At 64.7% G+C, this 19,952-nt stretch carries 17 protein-coding genes; 13 read left to right on the forward strand and 4 right to left on the reverse strand.

Going from position 1 to position 19,952, the window contains the following annotated elements; genetic code table 11:
* Nucleotides 1-256: 256 nt before the first annotated feature.
* The 3 genes from ABX298_RS15770 to gap form a co-directional block, all read right to left on the reverse strand.
* Nucleotides 257-1,216 (reverse strand): FecR domain-containing protein, encoded by a 960-nt coding sequence (locus ABX298_RS15770; protein ID WP_367393329.1) that lies wholly within the window; start codon nt 1,214-1,216, stop codon nt 257-259.
* 71 nt (nt 1,217-1,287) lie between these two features.
* Nucleotides 1,288-1,800: an RNA polymerase sigma factor gene (locus ABX298_RS15775; protein WP_025337861.1), complete on the reverse strand. Its 513-nt coding sequence runs from the start codon at nt 1,798-1,800 to the stop codon at nt 1,288-1,290.
* A 270-nt stretch (nt 1,801-2,070) separates the two neighbouring features.
* Nucleotides 2,071-3,072 (reverse strand): type I glyceraldehyde-3-phosphate dehydrogenase, encoded by a 1,002-nt coding sequence (gene gap / locus ABX298_RS15780; RefSeq protein ID WP_041506241.1) that lies wholly within the window; start codon nt 3,070-3,072, stop codon nt 2,071-2,073.
* Nucleotides 3,073-3,337: 265 nt separating this feature from the next.
* On the opposite strand from gap, the gene edd reads away from it, so the two are divergent.
* The 11 genes from edd (at nt 3,338) to ABX298_RS15835 (ending at nt 16,699) form a co-directional block, all read left to right on the forward strand.
* Nucleotides 3,338-5,164, forward strand: coding sequence for a phosphogluconate dehydratase (gene edd, locus ABX298_RS15785; RefSeq protein WP_367393330.1), 1,827 nt, complete (start codon nt 3,338-3,340; stop codon nt 5,162-5,164).
* Nucleotides 5,161-6,120 (forward strand): glucokinase, encoded by a 960-nt coding sequence (locus tag ABX298_RS15790; protein ID WP_367393331.1) that lies wholly within the window; start codon nt 5,161-5,163, stop codon nt 6,118-6,120. The genes edd and ABX298_RS15790 overlap by 4 nt, the downstream gene beginning before the upstream one ends.
* Before the next feature lie 107 nt (nt 6,121-6,227).
* The gene (gene gltR / locus ABX298_RS15795) at nt 6,228-6,953 is read left to right on the forward strand and encodes a two-component system response regulator GltR (protein WP_025337864.1); all 726 of its coding nucleotides are present in this window, start codon (nt 6,228-6,230) and stop codon (nt 6,951-6,953) included.
* Nucleotides 6,934-8,388, forward strand: coding sequence for an ATP-binding protein (locus ABX298_RS15800; RefSeq protein ID WP_367393332.1), 1,455 nt, complete (start codon nt 6,934-6,936; stop codon nt 8,386-8,388). Before gltR ends, ABX298_RS15800 begins: the two co-directional genes overlap by 20 nt.
* Nucleotides 8,389-8,627: 239 nt before the next feature.
* Entirely contained in the window at nt 8,628-9,878 is a 1,251-nt protein-coding gene (locus tag ABX298_RS15805; RefSeq protein WP_367393333.1) for an AGE family epimerase/isomerase, read from the forward strand.
* Nucleotides 9,879-9,982: 104 nt separating this feature from the next.
* Nucleotides 9,983-11,269 (forward strand): ABC transporter substrate-binding protein, encoded by a 1,287-nt coding sequence (locus ABX298_RS15810; RefSeq protein WP_367393334.1) that lies wholly within the window; start codon nt 9,983-9,985, stop codon nt 11,267-11,269.
* Nucleotides 11,270-11,429: 160 nt separating this feature from the next.
* Entirely contained in the window at nt 11,430-12,338 is a 909-nt protein-coding gene (locus ABX298_RS15815; protein WP_025337868.1) for a carbohydrate ABC transporter permease, read from the forward strand.
* Nucleotides 12,331-13,176 (forward strand): carbohydrate ABC transporter permease, encoded by an 846-nt coding sequence (locus ABX298_RS15820; RefSeq protein WP_075043901.1) that lies wholly within the window; start codon nt 12,331-12,333, stop codon nt 13,174-13,176. Before ABX298_RS15815 ends, ABX298_RS15820 begins: the two co-directional genes overlap by 8 nt.
* A gap of 3 nt (nt 13,177-13,179) precedes the next feature.
* Complete coding sequence (locus tag ABX298_RS15825; protein WP_075043902.1) at nt 13,180-14,334, forward strand: ABC transporter ATP-binding protein; 1,155 nt, start codon at nt 13,180-13,182, stop codon at nt 14,332-14,334.
* A gap of 101 nt (nt 14,335-14,435) precedes the next feature.
* Complete coding sequence (locus tag ABX298_RS15830) at nt 14,436-15,728, forward strand: carbohydrate porin (protein WP_238067667.1); 1,293 nt, start codon at nt 14,436-14,438, stop codon at nt 15,726-15,728.
* A 116-nt stretch (nt 15,729-15,844) separates the two neighbouring features.
* Nucleotides 15,845-16,699 carry a D-hexose-6-phosphate mutarotase gene (locus ABX298_RS15835; RefSeq protein WP_013971129.1) on the forward strand — a complete coding sequence of 285 codons (855 nt, stop codon included), beginning with the start codon at nt 15,845-15,847 and terminating at the stop codon, nt 16,697-16,699.
* Here the strand turns inward: ABX298_RS15835 and hexR are convergent.
* A complete protein-coding gene (hexR, locus tag ABX298_RS15840) occupies nt 16,692-17,555 on the reverse strand; it encodes a DNA-binding transcriptional regulator HexR (RefSeq protein WP_169774905.1) in 864 nt (287 codons plus the stop codon). The two genes, ABX298_RS15835 and hexR, sit on opposite strands and share 8 nt — an antisense overlap.
* Before the next feature lie 212 nt (nt 17,556-17,767).
* On the opposite strand from hexR, the gene zwf reads away from it, so the two are divergent.
* The gene (gene zwf, locus ABX298_RS15845; RefSeq protein ID WP_367393335.1) at nt 17,768-19,237 is read left to right on the forward strand and encodes a glucose-6-phosphate dehydrogenase; all 1,470 of its coding nucleotides are present in this window, start codon (nt 17,768-17,770) and stop codon (nt 19,235-19,237) included.
* Nucleotides 19,224-19,937, forward strand: a complete 714-nt coding sequence (gene pgl, locus ABX298_RS15850) for a 6-phosphogluconolactonase (RefSeq protein WP_367393336.1) — start codon at nt 19,224-19,226, stop codon at nt 19,935-19,937. The genes zwf and pgl overlap by 14 nt, the downstream gene beginning before the upstream one ends.
* Nucleotides 19,938-19,952: the final 15 nt, after the last annotated feature.

The raw sequence follows: 19,952 nt of genomic DNA on the forward strand, positions 1-19,952 counted from the left end.
GCGCTCCCTGACGCGCGGACTGTTATAGGTGATGGCTGCTCTCGTTTTCAAACGAGAATCAGTTGCATTGGCTATAACGAGACGGGCGGGGTAGCGCGACTGCGTAAAAATAAATTCAGGGGGCCATGATCATGTGCTGCCTGCACGGGCCTCATCGCCGGCAAGCCAGCTCCCACAGGGACATCGCATTGCTTGAGGCCAATGCGGTCGGGGTGGGAGCTGGCTTGCCGGCGATGAGGCCGAGACAGGCAAAAGATCAGTTCAGGATGACCAGCGCCGGGAACTCATGCAGCTGTGCCGAGGTGATGTGGGCCAGCGCGCGCAGGGTTTCCAGCGGCTGGTCGAGGCGGTAGTTGCCGGTGACCGCCATGTCTTCCAGCTGCGCATTGCGGTTGATGATCCAGCCCGGGTAGTAGCGCTGCACCTCGGCCAGCACCTGGCTCAGCGGGCAGTTCTCGAACACCAGGCGGCCGTCGACCCAGGCCAGGTCCTTGTGCATGTCGGGGCGCTGGCGCTGGCCGAAACCTTGGGGGCCGACGCTGATGCTGTCGCCGGCACTCAGGCGGATACGCTGGTCGCGGGCCCCCTGCAGATCGACATCGCCGCGCTGCACCCGCACCTGTGCCTCGCCGTCGAGGTAGCGCACGGCAAAGTCGGTGTCGCGCACCTGCGCGCGCAACGGCCCGGCCTGCACTTCCAGTGGCAGCAGCGCGCCCTCGGGGACCTGGAAATAGGCCTCGCCTTGTAGCAGGCGGGCGATCTGGCGGCCGTCACGCTGCTCGCTGGCAAATGCCGAATTGGTGTTGAGCAGCACTTTCGCGCCGTCTTCCAGCTGCAGGCGCTGGCGCTCGCCCACCACCGTCAGGTGGTCGGCCTGCAGGCGCATGGGCAGGTTGCCGAGGGTGAACAGCCCGACCAGCAGCAGCGCCGCCGTGGCCAGGGGTTTCCAGTGGCTGCGCAGGCGCCCGCGCCACGAGCGGCGCTGTTGCTGATGCATCTGCAGGGCCACCTGGTGCAGCGGTGCGCCGTTCCACAATGCTTCTGCCTCGACATAGGCCTCGGCATTTTCCGGCGCTGCGCTCAGCCAGGCTTCGAAGGCCTGGGTGTCCTCGGCGTCGGCGCATTGCAGGCGCACCAGCCAGTCCAGCGCCTCGTCCATGGCACGAGCACGGGCGCTGGGCCCGGCGGGTGACGGGCGAGGGGGGCTGTCGGTCACGGTGAATCCTTGAATGGTTTTTTGCGAATGATCAAGGCTGAGGCGGGGCGTGGCAAGGGCTTTGCGTTGCCTCACTTGAGGCGGTCGGCGACACCCATGCAGATCGCCATGATCAGTTTCAGTTCCTTCTGTACCGTGCTGGGCGAAACATTCAGTTGTTCGGCGATTTCCAGGTAGGTGGCGCCATGCAGGCGGCTGAGGATGAAGATGCGCTGCTGGCGTTCGCTCAACTGGTTGAGGCTGATGCTCAGGTGCTTGAGCAACTGCTCGGCATGGGCCGCATCCTCGCTGCTGGTGGCTGGCGCGGCCACGCTGTGCAGGACCTCGTCGGGCACGTCGTCGACCAGCATGCGCGATTGCACCCGGCGCGCGCGCAGGTGGTCGAGGGCCAGGTTGCGCGCGGTCTGGAACACGAACGGTTCGATGTGTTCGATGGGCCGCTCACCGAGGGCGCGGGACACCCGCAGGTAGGTTTCCTGCAACAGGTCCTCGGCTGTGTTGGGGTTGCCCACCATGCGCTGCAAGGTGCGCAGCAGGGTAAGGCGCTGGACGAGGAAGACAGAGTTGAACCGGGACTGACTCACTGGGGGACCTGGCCGACGAAAGGTTAATGATAATGCTTATCATCCTTCTCGAAGGTCAAGCCTGGAAATGTTAGGAAAAGGTAAAGATTGTTAGTGGCAGGCGCCGGCATGCTTTTTGTGGGAGCGGCCTTGCGTCGCGAAAGGGCCGCAAAGCGGCCCCGGAGGTCTCAGCACCACCGCTGAGGTCCGAGGGCTGCTTTGCAGCCCTTTCGCGACGCAAGGCCGCTCCCACAAGGGTCACCCCACATTGGCCGCATCAGGCTGAGAAATTCAGCGGGCGCGGCACAACGCCAGGCAGTTATCCAGCATGCGGTTGGAGAACCCCCACTCGTTGTCATACCAGGCCAGCACCTTGAGCATGCGCCCGTTGGCCCGGGTATGGTTGGCATCGAAGATCGACGACAGTGGGTTGTGGTTGAAGTCGCAGGAAACCAGCGGCAAGGCGTTGTAGCCCAATACCCTGGAATGCTTGCTGGCCTCGAGGAACAGCTGGTTGACCTGCTCGGCCGTGGCCTCGCGCTTGAGGTTGACGGTGAGGTCCACCAGCGACACGTTGATCACCGGCACTCGTACCGCCATGCCGGTAAGCTTGCCGGCCAGCTCCGGCAGCACCAGGCCAACGGCCTCGGCAGCGCCGGTCTTGCTCGGGATCATCGACTGGGTCGCCGAGCGCGCACGGTACGGGTCGCCGTGGTACACATCGGTCAGCACCTGGTCGTTGGTGTAGGCATGGATGGTGGTCATCAGGCCCTGTTCGATGCCGAACTCGCGGTGCAGCACCTGGGCAATCGGTGCCAGGCAGTTGGTGGTGCAGGAGGCATTGGAAATGATCTGGTGCGAGGCCCGCAGGATGTCATGGTTGACCCCGTACACCACGGTGGCATCGGCGCCTTTGGCCGGTGCCGAGACAATCACCTTGCCAGCCCCCGCAGCCAGATGTGCGGCGGCCTTGGCGCGCTCGGTGAACAGCCCGGTGCATTCGAACACCACGTCGATCGCCTCGGCCTTCCAGGGCAGTTCGGCCGGGTTGCGGATGGCACTGACCGCGATACGGTCACCATTGACCGTGAGGCTTTCGTGGTCGGCCTCGACGCTGGCGTCGAAGGTGCCGTGCACGCTGTCGTACTTGAGCAGGTGGGCATTCATGGCGCTGTCGCCCAGGTCGTTGATGGCGACGACCTGCAGGTCCTGGCGGTAGCCTTGGGTATACAGTGCGCGCAGGACGTTGCGCCCGATGCGGCCGAATCCATTGATGGCGATGCGTAGGGTCATGGCAGTACCTCTGGCAGTCCGAGTGAAACCTGTGGCACAAAGGAGCTTCACTGAAACGGTTTTGTTGTTGGAATTACAAGATTATTCACCTGCCGATAGAAAACAAGCCTTTTTAGTGGCAGTATTTTGTTTAAACATACAACGAGTGGTTGGGCGACGTGCCTCCACCGATGCAGCGGGCTCCTCTACCTTGAGCCTAGGCCGCAATCGTTTGGAGGGGAAATGCCCGGTAAACCGCCCTTACAATTAGCCTGGAGTCCAGTACATGCATCCGCGCATCCTTGAGGTCACCCAGCGGCTGGTCGAACGTAGCCGTGCCACCCGCGAACGCTACCTGCAACTGATTCGCGGCGCGGCCAGTGACGGCCCCATGCGTGCCAGCCTGCAGTGCGCCAACTTCGCCCATGGCGTGGCCGGTTGCGGCAGCGACGACAAGCAGACCCTGCGCCTGATGAACGCGGCCAACGTGGCCATCGTCTCGGCCTACAACGACATGCTTTCGGCGCACCAGCCGTACCAGCACTTCCCCGAGCAGATCAAGCAGGCCCTGCGCGAGGTCGGCTCGGTCGGCCAGTTCGCCGGTGGCGTGCCGGCCATGTGCGATGGCGTGACTCAGGGCGAACCGGGCATGGAGCTGGCCATCGCCAGCCGCGAAGTGATCGCCATGTCCACCGCCGTGGCCCTGTCGCACAACATGTTCGACGCCGCGCTGATGCTGGGCATCTGCGACAAGATCGTCCCCGGCCTGATGATGGGGGCGCTGCGCTTCGGCCACCTGCCGACCATCTTTGTTCCGGGCGGGCCGATGGTCTCCGGCATTTCCAACAAGCAGAAGGCCGATGTGCGCCAGCGCTACGCCGAAGGCAAGGCCAGCCGCGAAGAGCTGCTGGAGTCGGAGATGAAGTCCTACCACAGCCCTGGCACCTGTACCTTCTACGGCACTGCCAACACCAACCAGCTGGTGATGGAAGTGATGGGCCTGCACCTGCCGGGTGCCTCGTTCGTCAACCCGTACACACCGCTGCGCGACGCGCTCACCGCCGAGGCCGCGCAGCAGGTCACGCGCATGACCAAGGCCAGCGGCAATTTCATGCCGCTGGGTGAAATCGTCGACGAGAAGGCGCTGGTCAACTCCATCGTCGCCCTGCACGCCACCGGCGGCTCGACCAACCATACCCTGCACATCCCGGCGATTGCCCAGGCCGCGGGTATCCAGCTGACCTGGCAGGACATGGCCGACCTGTCCGAGGTGGTACCGACCCTGTCCCACGTCTACCCCAACGGCAAGGCCGACATCAACCACTTCCAGGCCGCGGGCGGCATGGCCTTCCTGATCCGCGAGCTGCTCGATGCCGGGCTGCTGCACGAAGACGTCAACACCGTGGCCGGCCATGGCCTGCGCCGCTACACCCAGGAGCCGTTCCTCGACAACGGCAAGCTGGTGTGGCGCGAAGGGCCGCAGCACAGCCTGGACGAAAGCATCCTGCGCCCGGTGGCGCGGCCGTTCTCGGCCGAAGGCGGCCTGCGGGTGATGGAGGGCAACCTTGGCCGCGGCGTGATGAAGGTGTCCGCTGTCGCCCCCGAGCACCAGGTGGTCGAGGCCCCGGCGCGGGTGTTCCACGACCAGCAGTCGCTGGCCGATGCGTTCAAGGCCGGCGAGCTGGAGCGTGACTTCGTCGCCGTGGTGCGCTTCCAGGGCCCTCGCTGCAACGGCATGCCCGAGCTGCACAAGCTCACACCGTTCCTCGGTGTGCTGCAGGACCGTGGCTTCAAGGTGGCGCTGGTGACCGACGGGCGCATGTCCGGTGCCTCGGGCAAGATCCCGGCGGCCATTCACGTTTGCCCCGAGGCTTATGACGGCGGCCCGCTGGCACGGGTGCGCGATGGTGATATGGTGCGGGTCGATGGTGTCGAAGGCACGCTGCGGGTAATGGTGTCGGCCGAAGAACTGGCCAGCCGCGACCTGCCGCCAGCGCCACTGGGCAACGACCTGGGCTGCGGGCGCGAGCTGTTCGGCTTCATGCGCGTGGCGTTCAGCCCGGCAGAGCAGGGCGCCAGTGCGTTCACCTCGGCCCTGGAGAACCTCAAATGAAGGACCTGCTGGTTGGCGACATCGGCGGCACCAATGCCCGTTTTGCGTTGTGGCGTGACAACCAGCTGCACGAAGTGAAGGTCTTCGCCACCGAGGACTACACCAGCCCGGAACAGGCCATCGAGGCTTACCTTGAAGGCTTGGGCATTACCCGCGGCGGCGTGACTGCTGCCTGCCTGGCGGTGGCCGGGCCGGTCGATGGCGATGAGTTCCGCTTCACCAACAACCACTGGCGCCTCAGCCGCGTGGCCTTCTGCCAGACATTGCAGGTCGAGCGGCTGCTGCTGATCAACGATTTTACCGCCATGGCGCTGGGCATGACCCGCCTGCGCCCCGGCGAGTTCCGCGAAGTGTGCCCAGGCCAGGCAGACCTGTCGCGGCCGGCCCTGGTCATCGGCCCGGGTACCGGGCTGGGCGTGGGTGCGCTATTGCGCCTGGGCGAACAGCACTGGCATGCCCTGCCGGGGGAGGGCGGGCACGTCGACCTGCCGGTGGGCAATGCCCGCGAAGCGGCGATTCACCAACAGATTCACGGGCAGATCGGCCATGTCAGCGCCGAGACCGTGCTCAGTGGCGGTGGCCTGCTGCGCCTGTACCAGGCAATCTGCGCGCTGGACGGCGACACACCCCGACACAAGACCCCGGCACAGATCACCGATGCCGCGCTCGGCGGCGAGCCGCGGGCGCTGGCGGTGATCGAGCAGTTCTGCCGGTTCCTCGGCCGAGTCGCTGGTAACAATGTTCTGACGCTGGGCGCACGGGGTGGGGTCTATATTGTCGGCGGCGTGATCCCGCGCTTTGCCGAGCTGTTCGTGCGCAGCGGGTTTGCCGCCAGTTTTTCCGACAAGGGCTGCATGAGTGGCTATTTCGCTGGCGTGCCGGTTTGGCTGGTGATGGCGGAGTTTTCCGGGTTGCTGGGGGCCGGGGTAGCCTTGCAGCAGGCGCTGGATCACTGACTGGGGCTGCTTTGCAGCCCTTCGCGGGCAAGCCCGCGAAGGGCCGCAAAGCGGCCCCAATAAAAACAGGCAACAAAGACCTGTAACTAACAAAAGGACGGACCACCTTGAGCACTGCCGGCAAATCGATCCTGATGGTCGACGACGACCAGGAAATCCGCGAACTGCTGCAAACCTACCTGAGCCGCTCCGGCTTCCAGGTGCATGCCGAGGCCGACGGCAAGGGCTTTCGCCGCGCGCTGGAGTCCACCCCCTGCGACCTGGTCATCCTCGATGTCATGCTGCCCGACGAAGACGGCTTCAGCCTGTGCCGATGGGTACGCCAGCACCCGCGCCAGGCACGGGTACCGATCATCATGCTCACCGCCAGCTCCGACGAAACCGACCGGGTCATCGGCCTGGAGCTGGGTGCCGACGACTACCTGGGCAAGCCGTTCAGCCCCCGCGAACTGCAAGCGCGGATCAAGGCCCTGCTGCGTCGCGCCGAGTTCGGCCAGGCGGCGCCGGGCAGTGCGGTGCTGGCCTTCGACGACTGGCGCCTGGACACGGTCAGCCACCGCCTGTTCCATCGTGACGGTGAGGAGGTGATTCTCTCCGGCGCCGACTTCGCCCTGCTCAAACTGTTCCTCGACCACCCACAGCAGATCCTCGACCGCGACACCATCGGCAACGCCACCCGTGGCCGCGAGCCGATGCCGCTGGACCGCATCGTCGACATGGCGGTCAGCCGCCTGCGCCAGCGCCTGCGCGATACCGACAAACCACCCCGGCTGATCCGTACCGTACGCGGCAGCGGCTACCTGTTGGCTGCCCATGTCTGCAATGCGCCCTGAGCGGCGCTGGCGACTGCTGCCTCGCTCGCTACTGGGGCGCATGCTGCTGCTGACCCTGCTGGTAGTGCTGCTGGCCCAGGGGTTGTCGAGCATCATCTGGGTTGCCCAATTGCGCGCCAGCCAGTTGCAGGGCCTGCGTGCCAGCGCCAGCAGCCTGGCTCATTCGATGAGTGCCAGTGTCAGCTACTTCCGCTCGTTGCCGGTGGCCTACCGGCCGATGGTCCTCGACCAGCTGCGCAGCATGGGCGGCACGCGCTTTTTCGTGTCGCTCAACGCCAAGCCGCTGGACATGCCGCTTCTGCCCGTTACCCCGCGCAAGCAGGCGGTTATCGATGTGTTCCAGCAAGTGCTGCATGAGCGCCTGGGTTCGCAGATGGAAATTTCCGTGGAGTTCGTCGGGCCGGACGACCTGCGTATCTTCAACAGCGGCCTGAAGCTCGACGAACTGCCACGCTCCTGGGCGCATTACTCGCTGACCCTGGAGCCACTCAACCCGCCGGTGCTGGTCACCCAGATCCGCCTGGGCGAGGGTGAGTGGCTGTACATCGCCTCGCTGCTGCCCGAGCCCTACACCAGTCTGGAGGCCGAGCGCCTGCCGCGTCAGCAGATCGGCTTCATCGTGCTGACCACGGCCTTGCTGCTGTTGTTCATCGGCTTGCTGGTGCACTGGCAAAGCTGGCCGCTCAAGCGCCTGGCGCGGGCTGCGCGGGAGATGTCGCTGGGAGCCGATGTGGCGCCGGTGGCCGAAGGTGGTGGCAGCGAGGTGGTCGAGGTGGGGCGTGCGTTCAACAGCATGCGCGAGCGCATCAGCCGCTACCTGACCGAGCGCAGCCAGCTGTTCAGCGCCATTTCCCACGACCTGCGCACGCCGATCACCCGCTTGCGCCTGCGCGTCGAGCTGCTGGAGGACGAGCGCCTGCAGGCCAAGTTCAGCCAGGACCTGGACGAGCTGGAGCTGCTGGTCAAAGGCGCGTTGCAGTGCGTAAAGAACACCGACATCCACGAGAATATCGAGCCGGTCGATCTCAACCAGGTGCTGGAAATCCTGGCCGAGCCCTACCTGGGCGATGGCCGCATAACGCTCGAAGGCCGGGCGCTGGCGCCTTACCCGGGCAAGCCGCTGGCGCTGCGGCGCTGCATCGGCAACCTGATCGACAACGCCATCAAGTACGGCGAGCGGGCGCGGCTGCGCATCATCGACAGTGCCGAGGGGTTCGTGCTGCAGGTGGATGACCAGGGTCCGGGGGTGCCGCAGCAGCAGCTGGAGCAAGTGTTCGAGCCGCACTTCCGTCTGGCCGGGCAGCAGCAGGGGTACGGGCTGGGGTTGGGGATTGCGCGCAACATTGCCCATAGCCATGGCGGGGAGGTGAGCTTGCTGAACCTGCGTGAGGGCGGGTTGCGGGTGACCTTGTATCTGCCGCGGGGCATGGACTGAAGGGTTGTGTTGCCTGTACCGGCCCCTTCGCGGGTAAACCCGCTCCCACAGGTTTTTGCATTAGCCTCGGAGTCTGGTGGACCTATGAGGACTTTGTGGGAGCGGGTTTACCCGCGAAGAGGCCGGTACAAGCAACACAAATGTCACTGGCTGGTGACAAATCCACCTTCCTTGGTGACATTCCCATCCAGGCCCGCTCACTAGAATTCGCAGACGACTGGCAAGGATCAAGCTGGCCCATGAGCACCTCCAACCTGGCTTCCACCCGATGGCTCGACGCCCCGGCCCACACCGCCTGGCGCATGGCAGAAGGGCAACGCCTGCTGGCCTTCGCCACGGCTTCGAAACTGCCCGATGGCTTCGGCAGCCTCGACGCCGCAGGCCTGCTTGCCCCCGGTGCCCGCGCCGAAACCCTGATCACCGCCCGCATGACCCACTGTTTCGCCCTGGCCCACCTGCAGGGCGTGCCCGGCTACCTGGCCTATGCCGAACACGGTGTGGTCGCCCTGCGTGGCGCGCTGCAGGATGCCACCTACGGCGGCTGGTTCGCCCACCCCGGTGGCCATGACGACAGCGGCAAGGCGGCTTACCTGCATGCCTTTGTCGCCCTGGCCGCCAGCTCGGCGGTGATGGCAGGTGCTGGCGGTGCACCAGCCCTGCTGGCAGACGCGGTGCAGGTGCTCGAAGCGCATTTCTGGAGCGAAGAGGAGGGTGCCCTGCGGGAAGCCTTCTCCCGTGCCTGGCAGTTGCCCGAGCAATACCGTGGCGCCAACAGCAACATGCATGCGGTCGAGGCCTTCCTGGCCCTGGCAGACGTCACTGGCGACAGCCTGTGGCTGCAACGCGCCTTGCGCATCGCCGAACGCATCATCCATACCCATGCCGCCGCCAACGGCTACCGGGTCATCGAGCATTTCGACGCCCTCTGGCAGCCACTGCCGCACTACAACCAGGCGCACCCGGCAGACCACTTCCGGCCTTATGGTTCCACGCCCGGGCATGCCCTGGAGTGGGCGCGGTTACTGCTGCATCTTGAAGCCAGCCTGGAACGGGCCGGCCTGCATGCCCCGCAGTGGCTGCCAGACTGTGCCCGCGCATTATTCGATACAGCCTGCCAGCAGGCCTGGAACGTCGATGGCGCGCCCGGTTTCGTCTACACCCTGGACTGGGACGATCGCCCGGTGGTGCGCGCACGCCTGCACTGGGTGCATGCCGAAGCCTGCGCCGCCGCCGCGGCCCTGTTGCAGCGCACGGGCGAGGCGCACTACGAGCAGTGGTACCGCCGTTGCTGGGACTTCATCGCCAACCATTTCATCGACCACGGCGCTGGCAGCTGGCACCACGAACTCGATGCGCACAACCAGCCGGCCGCGACCATCTGGCCAGGCAAGCCCGACCTCTACCATGCCTACCAGGCGCTGCTGCTGCCGGGCTTGCCACTGGCACCCAGCCTGGCCAGCAGCCTGGCCGGCAATGTAACCAAACGATGACATTCACGCATCGCTTCGTTACCTGGCGAGGCGAGCACGCTGTTTAGACTTCATGCAACGCAAGCGATCGACTTGCACGGCATAACAACAAGAAAGGTGCTTCGATGAATTCCACGCTCCGTCTCGCTGCCGCAATCTCACTGGCCTCCTTGTTCCCGCTGAGTGCCTTGGCTGCCGATGCCAAAGGCAGTGTCGAGGTGGTGCACTGGTGGACCTCCGGTGGTGAAAAAGCGGCGGTCGATGTGCTCAAGGCCCAGGTCGAAAAAGATGGCTTCACCTGGAAGGACGGCGCCGTCGCCGGCGGTGGTGGTGCCACCGCCATGACCGTGCTCAAGAGCCGCGCCGTGGCCGGCAACCCGCCGGGTGTCGCGCAGATCAAGGGCCCGGACATCCAGGACTGGGCAGCCACCGGCCTGCTAGATGCCGATGTGCTCAAGGATGTGGCCAAGGACGAAAAGTGGGACTCACTGCTCGACAAGAAGGTCGCGGACACCGTGAAGTACGACGGTGACTATGTCGCCGTGCCGGTGAACATCCACCGCATCAACTGGCTGTGGATCAACCCCGACGTCTTCAAGAAGGCTGGCATTGACAAGGCGCCAGCCACCCTCGACGAATTCTACGCCGCCGCCGACAAGCTCAAGGCCGCCGGCTTCATCCCGCTCGCCCATGGCGGCCAGCCGTGGCAGGACAGCACCGTGTTCGAAAGCGTGGTGCTGGCGGTGATGGGGGCCGATGGCTACAAGAAGGCCCTGGTCGACCTCGACAGCGCGGCCCTGACCGGCCCGCAGATGGTCAAGGCGCTGACCGAACTGAAGAAGGTCGCCACCTACATGGACCCGGACGGCAAAGGCCAGGACTGGAACCTGGAAGCGGCCAAGGTCATCAACGGCAAGGCCGGCATGCAGATCATGGGCGACTGGGCCAAGAGCGAATGGACCCTGGCGAAGAAAACCGCTGGCAAGGACTACCAGTGCGTGCCATTCCCCGGCACCGACAAGGCATTCCTGTACAACATCGACTCGCTGGTGGTGTTCAAGCAGAACGACGCCGGCACGTCTGCCGGCCAGCAGGATATTGCCCGCAAGGTGCTGGGCGAGGACTTCCAGAAGGTCTTCAGCAGCAACAAGGGGTCGATTCCGGTGCGCAACGACATGCTGGCCGACATGGGCAAGCATGGCTTCGACGCCTGTGCGCAAACCTCCGCCAAAGACTTCCTGGCCGATGCCAAGAATGGCGGCCTGCAGCCGAGCATGGCGCACAACATGGCCACCACGCTGGCCGTGCAGGGCGCGTTCTTCGATGTGGTGACCAACTACATCAACGACCCCAAGGCCGACCCGGCCGATGCGGCGAAGAAGCTGGCGGCGGCGATCAAGGCTGCCCAGTAAAACGCTGACGGCCCTATCGCCGGCAAGCCGGCTCCCACAGGATTTTCATTGCCTTTGAAAATTGTGGGTTACCTGTGGGAGCTGGCTTGCCGGCGATAGGGCCAGTACCGACAACACAAAAGGCAGTGCCCCACACTGCCTGGGCTTTGGGTACCAAATCATGACCACAGCAACCGCCCAACTGCGGGCCTCACCCCTGGACGCGCTACAGCGCTGGCTGCCCAAGCTGGTGCTGGCGCCGAGCATGTTCATCGTCCTGGTGGGCTTCTACGGCTACATCCTCTGGACCTTCGTCCTGTCCTTCACCACCTCGACCTTCCTGCCGACCTACAAATGGGCCGGCCTGGCGCAATACGCCCGGCTGTTCGACAACGACCGCTGGTGGGTGGCAAGCAAGAACCTGCTGCTGTTCGGCGGCCTGTTCATCGCCATCAGCCTGGTCATCGGCGTAGTGCTGGCGGTCTTGCTGGACCAGCGCATCCGTCGCGAAGGTTTCATCCGCACCATCTACCTGTACCCCATGGCGCTGTCGATGATCGTCACCGGTACCGCCTGGAAGTGGCTGCTCAACCCCGGCATGGGCCTGGACAAGCTACTGCGTGACTGGGGTTGGGAGGGCTTTCGCCTGGACTGGCTGATCGATCCCGACCGGGTGGTGTACTGCCTGGTGATCGCCGCCGTGTGGCAGGCCTCGGGCTTCATCATGGCAATGTTCCTCGCCGGCCTGCGTGGCGTCGACCCGTCGATCATCCGCGCCGCGCAGATCGATGGCGCCAGCCTGCCGCGCATCTACTGGCGCGTGGTACTGCCCAGCCTGCGCCCGGTGTTCTTCAGCTCGCTGATGATCCTCGCGCACATAGCCATCAAGAGCTTCGACCTGGTGGCGGCCATGACTGCCGGCGGCCCAGGCTACTCGTCCGACCTGCCGGCGATGTTCATGTATTCGTTCACCTTCAGCCGCGGCCAGATGGGCATGGGTTCGGCCAGCGCCATCCTGATGCTCGGGGCGATCCTGGCGATCCTCGTGCCTTACCTGTACTCGGAGCTGCGGAGCAAACGCCATGCATAGCCCTCTCGACAAAGCGGTGCTTAGCCCGAGCCGCATCGCCATCCACGCGGTGCTGTTGCTGGCGGTGCTGCTGTACCTGGTGCCGCTGGTGGTGATGCTGCTGACCAGCTTCAAGACCCCGGACGACATCAGCACCGGCAACCTGCTGAGCTGGCCGGTGGCAATTACCGGCATCGGCTGGGTCAAGGCCTGGAGCACGGTCAGCGGTTACTTCTGGAACTCGATCATGATCACCGTGCCAGCGGTGCTGATCTCCACCGCCATCGGCGCGCTGAACGGCTATGTGCTGTCGATGTGGCGCTTCCGCGGTTCGCAGCTGTTCTTCGGCCTGCTGCTGTTCGGCTGCTTCCTGCCGTTCCAGACCGTGTTGCTGCCGGCCTCGTTCACCCTCGGCAAGCTCGGCCTGGCCAGCACCACCACCGGCCTGGTCCTGGTGCACGTGGTCTACGGCCTGGCCTTCACCACGCTGTTCTTCCGCAACTTCTACGTGAGCATCCCCGATGCGCTGGTCAAGGCTGCGCGCCTGGACGGTGCCGGGTTCTTCACCATCTTCCGCCGCATCATCCTGCCGATGTCCACGCCGATCATCATGGTCTGCCTGATCTGGCAGTTCACCCAGATCTGGAACGACTTCCTGTTCGGCGTGGTGTTCTCCAGCGGCGATTCGCAACCGATTACCGTGGCCCTGAACAACCTGGTCAACACCAGCACCGGGGCCAAGGAATACAACGTCGACATGGCGGCGGCGATGATCGCCGGCCTGCCAACCCTGCTGGTCTACGTGGTGGCAGGCAAATATTTCGTCCGCGGGCTGACTGCTGGCGCGGTAAAGGGGTAAGTCATGGCAACGCTCGAACTTCGCAATGTGAACAAGACCTACGGCAGCGGCTTGCCGGACACCCTCAAGGACATCCAGCTGTCGATCAAGGATGGCGAGTTCCTGATCCTGGTCGGCCCGTCGGGTTGCGGCAAGTCGACCTTGATGAACTGCATCGCCGGGCTGGAGCAGATCACCGGCGGCGCGATACTCATCGACCAGCAGGACGTCAGCGGCATGAGCCCCAAGGACCGCGACATCGCCATGGTGTTCCAGTCCTACGCGCTGTACCCGACCATGAGCGTGCGCGAGAACATCGAGTTCGGCCTGAAGATCCGCAAGCTGCCCCAGGCCGCCATCGACGAGGAAGTGGCGCGGGTGGCCAAGCTGTTGCAGATCGAGCACCTGCTGGCGCGCAAGCCGGCGCAGCTGTCCGGTGGCCAGCAGCAGCGCGTGGCCATGGGCCGGGCGCTGGCGCGGCGGCCGAAGATCTACCTGTTCGATGAACCGCTGTCCAACCTCGATGCCAAGCTGCGCGTCGAGATGCGTACCGAAATGAAACTGATGCACCAGCGCCTGAAGACCACCACCGTGTACGTCACCCATGACCAGATCGAGGCCATGACCCTGGGCGACAAGGTGGCGGTGATGAAGGACGGCATCATCCAGCAGTTCGGCACCCCGCAGCAGATCTACAACGATCCGGCCAACCAGTTCGTCGCCAGCTTCATCGGTTCTCCGCCGATGAACTTCATCCCGGTGCGCCTCACGCAACAGGACGGGCGCCTGCTGGCCGTGCTCGACAGCGGCCAGGCGCGTTGCGAACTGCCTCTGGGGGTGGCTGCAGACGAGCTGGAGGGCCGCGAGATCATCCTGGGCATCCGCCCCGAGCAGATTGCCCTGGGTGCAGCCGAGGGCAATGGCCTGCCCGGCATTCGCGCCGAGGTGCAGGTGACCGAGCCCACCGGGCCAGACCTGCTGGTGTTCGTCACCCTCAACCAGACCAAGGTCTGCTGCCGCCTGGCGCCGGATGTGGCGTGCCGGGTCGGCGACAGCCTGAACCTGCAATTCGACCCGGCCCGGGTGCTGCTGTTCGACGCCGCCAGCGGCGAGCGCCTGCACCTGGCCACTACTGCCGCAACCATGAAAGACAATGTGGCGCACTTCAAAGGCCGATAACTCGTCTACACCGTCAATAAGAACAAAGAGGACGCAAAGGGATGGAACAGCGCAAACGCATCAGGACATTAGGTTCGCTCGCCTTGCTCGCACCGCTGGCGATGGCCGCTGGCAGCGGCGCGCAGGCTGCCGAGGCTTTTTCCAGCGAATCGAAGTGGATGACCGGTGACTGGGGCGGCACCCGCACCGAGCTGCTGGAAAAGGGCTATGACTTCACCCTCGATTATGTCGGTGAGGTTGCCGGCAACCTGCACGGCGGTTACAACGACGACAAGACCGCGCGCTATAGCGACCAGTTCGCCCTCGGCGCGCACCTGGACCTGCAGAAAATCTTCGGCTGGCATGACGCCGAGTTCAAACTGGCGATCACCGAGCGCAGCGGCCGCAACCTGTCCAACGACCGCATCAGCGATCCGCGCGCCGGGCAGTTCAGCTCGGTGCAGGAAGTGTGGGGCCGCGGCCAGACCTGGCGGCTGACCCAGATGTGGGTCAAGCAGAAGTACTTCGACGGCGCACTGGACGTCAAATTTGGCCGCTTCGGCGAGGGCGAGGACTTCAACAGCTTCCCCTGCGACTTCCAGAACCTGGCCTTCTGCGGCTCGCAGGTGGGGAACTGGGTTGGCGGCATCTGGTACAACTGGCCGGTCAGCCAGTGGGCGCTGCGGGTGAAATACAACATCACCCCGGAATTCTTCGTCCAGGTCGGCGCCTTCGAGCAGAACCCTTCCAACCTGGAAACCGGCAACGGCTTCAAGCTCAGTGGCAGCGGCACCAAGGGCGCGATCCTGCCGGTGGAAGCGGTGTGGTCACCCAAGGTCAACGGCCTGCCGGGCGAGTACCGCCTGGGTTACTACTACAGCACGGCCAAGGCTGACGATGTGTTCGATGACGTCAACGGCAACCCGCAGGCGCTGACGGGCGAAGCCTTCAAGTCGCACTCCAGCAAGCATGGCTGGTGGGTGGTGGCACAGCAGCAGGTCACTGCCCATGGCGGCGATGTAAACCGTGGCCTGAGCCTGTTTGCCAACTTCACTGTGCACGACCAGGCCACCAACGTGGTCGACAACTACCAGCAACTGGGGTTGGTCTACAAAGGCGCATTCGACGCCCGGCCCAAGGACGATATCGGCTTCGGCGTGGCGCGCATTCATGTGAACGACGACGTGAAGAAGCGCGCCGAACTGCTCAACGCCCAGAGCGGCATCAGCGATTACGACAACCCAGGCTTTGTGCCGCTGCAGCGTACCGAGTACAACGCCGAGCTCTACTACGGCTTCCACGTCACCAACTGGCTGACCGTGCGGCCCAACCTGCAGTACATCAAGAGCCCCGGTGGGGTGGATGAGGTGGACAACGCGCTGGTCGCAGGTTTGAAGATTCAGTCGTCATTCTGAGAGCAATTGTTGTAAATTTACGCCAATCCACTTCGGTACCCGGCAGCCACTGGCCTTCAGTGGTTGTCGGGGATAGGCCGAGACAGCGCTATCTCAAACAACAAGAGCTCTGAACCATGCCCGAACATCCGCTCCATCGCTTCTTTACCTCGCAGCGGCCCCGGCCGACATTCGAGTGGGAGCGTTACCAGCAGCGCGATGTGCTGATCATCGACCATCCCCGTTGCCAGGCGGTGTTCAGCCGCCAGGGTGCGCAACTGCTGCATTTTCAACCAGCGGGTGAACGGCCCTGGCTGTGGTGCGCCGAGCAGTGGCCGCAGGTGGGCGCGATCCGCGGTGGTGTGCCGGTGTGCTGGCCATGGTATGGCCGCCACCCCAGCGAGGACTTGTGGCCGGCCCATGGCTGGGCGCGCCTGCTCGACTGGAAGCTGGTAGACAGCCGCGAGGACGAGGAGGGCGTAACCCTGAAATGGCGGCTGGACCTGTGCGACTGGCAGGTCGACCTGCATGCCCGGCTGGGTAGCCGCATGGAGCTCAGCCTGAGCACCGAGCACCAGGACAGCGAACCCTGCCAGCTGAGCCATGCTCTGCTGGCCTACTGGCGCATCAGTGACGTGTCCGAGATAGCGCTGTCCGGGCTGGAGGATATCGAAGGCTACGACCGCCTGAACCGCCAGGCCTGCCGTGAAGATGGCGCGCTGAAGCTCAAGGGCGGCTGCCAGAAGGTCTACCCCGGCACGCCGCGGGTGCAATTGCAGGACCCGGCCTGGCAGCGCGAGCTGTGCATCGATACCGGTGACAGCGACGACACGGTGGTCTGGCACCCCGGCAACCGCCCGCTGATGGGCGTGACCGGGCGTGAATGCCAGCGCTTCGTCTGTGTCGAGGCCGCCAGCGGCAGTGGCGAGGGCCTGAGCCTGGCGCCGGGGCAGCGTGCCCACCTGCGCCTGCAGGCACACCGGCTCAGTTGAGCTCGTCGTCCTCGATCGGGTAGCGGCTGGCGTTGAGGCTTTCCTTGATCTTGCGCAGGTGCGGCTGGAAGTCCACGCCGCGCCGCAGGGTCATGCCGGTGGCCAGCACATCGAGTACGGTCAGCTGGATGATCCGCGAGGTCATCGGCATGTAGATGTCGGTGTCTTCCGGCAGCGGAATGTGCAGGCTCAGGCTGCAGGCATTGGCCAGTGGCGAACCGGCGGCGGTCAGGCCCAGCACCGAGGCGCCGTTTTCCCGGGCCAGGCGGGCCACCTCGACCAGTTCGCGGGTGCGCCCGGTGTAGGAGATGATCACGAACAGGTCGCCGGTGTGCGCCACCGAGGCCAGCATGCGCTGCATCAGCACGTCGGCGTGGGCCGATACTGCCAGGTTGAAGCGGAAGAACTTGTGCTGGGCGTCCAGCGCCACCGGGGCCGAGGCGCCCAGGCCGAAGAAGTGGATCTGCCGGGCCTGGATCATCATGTCCACGGCACGGCTGACCTGCTGCGGGTCGAGCTGCTGGCAGGCGCTGTCGAGCGAGGCGATGGCACTGGCGAAGATCTTCTGGGTGTAGGCGGCCGGGTCGTCGTCAGCCTCCACCGCGCGGCTGACGTAGGCGGCGCCGCTGGCCAGGCTCTGCGCCAGCTGCAGCTTGAGCTCGGGGTAGCCGCTGACGCCGAACGAGCGGCAGAAGCGGTTGACGGTCGGTTCGCTGACCTTGGCCGCCTGGGCCAGCGCAGCAATGCTGAAACGGGTGGCTTGTTGCGGGTTGAGCAGGATGACTTCGGCGACTTTGCGTTCGGCCTTGTTCAGCTCGTCGAGGCGGCCCTGGATCTGTTCCAGGAGGTTTCGCACGCGGTCCATGGGGTGTGTCCTTGGGTCGGGAAGACAGCCGGCTGTGGGAGCAGCAGGCTTTTTGCACGGTCGTCTATCGTACTGTCGGCGCGGTTGACGTACCACTTGTCTGTAACACTTGTGTGTAATGTTGTGGTTTTTACTACATTATCCCTTGAAAACCGTATGTGAAAGCGGTATTCCTAGACCAACTTTAGGAAAGAACCAACATCATGGCTGCGATCAGTGTCGAACCTTGCACCTTTGCCCTGTTTGGCGCCCTCGGCGACCTGGCATTGCGCAAGCTGTTTCCTGCGCTCTACCAGCTCGACCGGGCCAACCTGTTGCACCCGGAAACCCGCCTGCTGGCGCTGGCCCGCGAGGCCGGTAGCGCGCAGGGGCACCTGGGCAGCATCGAAGCGCACCTGCGCCGGCATGTGCCCGAGGCCGATATCGAGCCCGCCGCGCTGGGCCGTTTCCTCGCCAGGCTGAGCTACCAGCACCTGGACTTCCTCCAGCCCGAGGGCTACCAGGCCCTGGCCGAGCAGTTGCCGGGCGAGCTGCCGCTGATCGCCTACTTCGCCACCGCTGCGGCGGTGTACGGGGCCATCTGCGAAAACCTCGACAAGGCCGGGCTGGCCGAACGCACCCGGGTGGTACTGGAGAAGCCCATTGGCCACGACCTGGAGTCGTCGCGCCGGGTCAACGATGCCGTGGCGCGGTTCTTCCCAGAGAGCCGGGTCTACCGCATCGACCACTACCTGGGCAAGGAAACGGTGCAGAACCTGATCGCTCTGCGTTTCGCCAACAGCCTGTTCGAAACCCAGTGGAACCAGAATTCCATCTCCCATGTGGAGATCACAGTCGCCGAGAAGGTCGGTATCGAAGGCCGCTGGGGCTACTTCGACAAGGCCGGCCAGCTGCGCGACATGATCCAGAACCACCTGCTGCAGCTGCTGTGCCTGATCGCCATGGACCCGCCCAGCGAACTGTCGGCCGATGCCATCCGTGACGAGAAGGTCAAGGTACTCAAGGCCCTGGCACCGATCACCGGTGAAGGGCTGAGCACCCGTGTGGTGCGCGGCCAGTACATCGCCGGCTACAGCGATGGCAAGCCGGTGCCTGGTTACCTGGAAGAAGACAACGCCAACGCCCAGAGCGACACCGAAACCTTCGTCGCCCTGCGTGCCGACATCCGCAACTGGCGCTGGTCGGGGGTGCCGTTCTACCTGCGCACCGGCAAGCGCATGCCGCAGAAGCTGTCGCAGATCGTCATTCACTTCAAGGAAACGCCGCACTACATCTTCGCCCCGGAACAGCGTTTGCAGATCGGTAACAAGCTGATCATCCGCCTGCAACCGGACGAAGGCATCTCTTTACGGGTGATGACCAAGGAGCAGGGCCTGGACAAAGGCATGCAACTGCGTAGCGGCCCGTTGCAGCTGAATTTCTCTGATACCTGGCGCAGTGCACGGATTCCGGATGCCTACGAGCGGCTGTTGCTCGAAGTGATGCGCGGTAACCAGAACCTGTTCGTGCGCAAGGACGAAATCGAGTATGCCTGGAAGTGGTGCGACCAGCTGATCGCCGGCTGGCGTAACGCGGGCGATGCGCCCAAGCCATACGCGGCAGGCTCTTGGGGGCCGATGAGCTCGATTGCACTGATCACACGCGATGGGAGGGCGTGGTATGGGGATATCTGAACTGAAACTGCCAGCGGCTGTGAAGGTACACGAGCTGGCGGATGCCAAGGCTCTGGCCGCAGCCCAGGCCCATGACGTGGCCGAGCGCCTGCGCGCGGCCATTGCCGCCAAGGGCCAGGCCTGCGTGGTGCTGTCCGGTGGCCGCAGCCCGGTGCCGTTCCTCGAGCAGCTGGCCAGCGAAAACCTCGACTGGGCCAAGGTCACCGTCAGCCTGGCCGATGAGCGCTGGGTGCCGGTGGAGCACGCCGACAGCAACGCCGGCCTGCTGGCCCGCTACCTGTTCAAGGGCGCGGCGGCCAAGGCCCGCTTCGTTGGCCTTTACCAGCAGGCGGAGAACCTCGATGCCGCTGCGGGCAAGGCCGATCAGGCCCTGGCCGAGCTGCCGCCGATCGACGTACTGGTGCTGGGCATGGGGGATGATGGCCATACCGCTTCGCTGTTCCCCGCCAGCCCCAACCTGGAGGCAGGCCTCGACCTGGCCAACCCACGCCGCTGCCTGCCCTTGCTGGCACCGAGCGTGCCGCACCAGCGCCTGTCGATGACCCGCTCGCTGCTGGCCAGCTCCGCCTTTACCGCGCTGTCCGTACAAGGGCAGGGCAAACTCGCTACCCTGCGCGCCGCGCTGGCTGGCAACGACCTTACCGAAATGCCGATTCGCGCTTTTCTTCACGCCCCCCTGGACATCTACTGGTGCCCATGAGCCAAGGATCCACAG

This window comes from Pseudomonas sp. X4 (genome assembly GCF_040784925.1).
In the GTDB taxonomy this organism is placed as follows: domain Bacteria; phylum Pseudomonadota; class Gammaproteobacteria; order Pseudomonadales; family Pseudomonadaceae; genus Aquipseudomonas; species Aquipseudomonas putida_Z.

Coding starts and splice junctions, on each gene's coding strand:
- ABX298_RS15835 (WP_013971129.1), top strand. CDS start 15,845: ATGCCCGAACATCCGCTCCATCGCTTCTTTACCTCGCAGCGGCCCCGG.
- ABX298_RS15830 (WP_238067667.1), top strand. CDS start 14,436: ATGGCCGCTGGCAGCGGCGCGCAGGCTGCCGAGGCTTTTTCCAGCGAA.
- ABX298_RS15825 (WP_075043902.1), top strand. CDS start 13,180: ATGGCAACGCTCGAACTTCGCAATGTGAACAAGACCTACGGCAGCGGC.
- pgl (WP_367393336.1), top strand. CDS start 19,224: ATGGGGATATCTGAACTGAAACTGCCAGCGGCTGTGAAGGTACACGAG.
- ABX298_RS15805 (WP_367393333.1), top strand. CDS start 8,628: ATGAGCACCTCCAACCTGGCTTCCACCCGATGGCTCGACGCCCCGGCC.
- zwf (WP_367393335.1), top strand. CDS start 17,768: ATGGCTGCGATCAGTGTCGAACCTTGCACCTTTGCCCTGTTTGGCGCC.
- gap (WP_041506241.1), bottom strand. CDS start 3,072: ATGACCCTACGCATCGCCATCAATGGATTCGGCCGCATCGGGCGCAAC.
- ABX298_RS15810 (WP_367393334.1), top strand. CDS start 9,983: ATGAATTCCACGCTCCGTCTCGCTGCCGCAATCTCACTGGCCTCCTTG.
- ABX298_RS15790 (WP_367393331.1), top strand. CDS start 5,161: ATGAAGGACCTGCTGGTTGGCGACATCGGCGGCACCAATGCCCGTTTT.
- edd (WP_367393330.1), top strand. CDS start 3,338: ATGCATCCGCGCATCCTTGAGGTCACCCAGCGGCTGGTCGAACGTAGC.
- ABX298_RS15815 (WP_025337868.1), top strand. CDS start 11,430: ATGACCACAGCAACCGCCCAACTGCGGGCCTCACCCCTGGACGCGCTA.
- ABX298_RS15820 (WP_075043901.1), top strand. CDS start 12,331: ATGCATAGCCCTCTCGACAAAGCGGTGCTTAGCCCGAGCCGCATCGCC.
- ABX298_RS15800 (WP_367393332.1), top strand. CDS start 6,934: ATGTCTGCAATGCGCCCTGAGCGGCGCTGGCGACTGCTGCCTCGCTCG.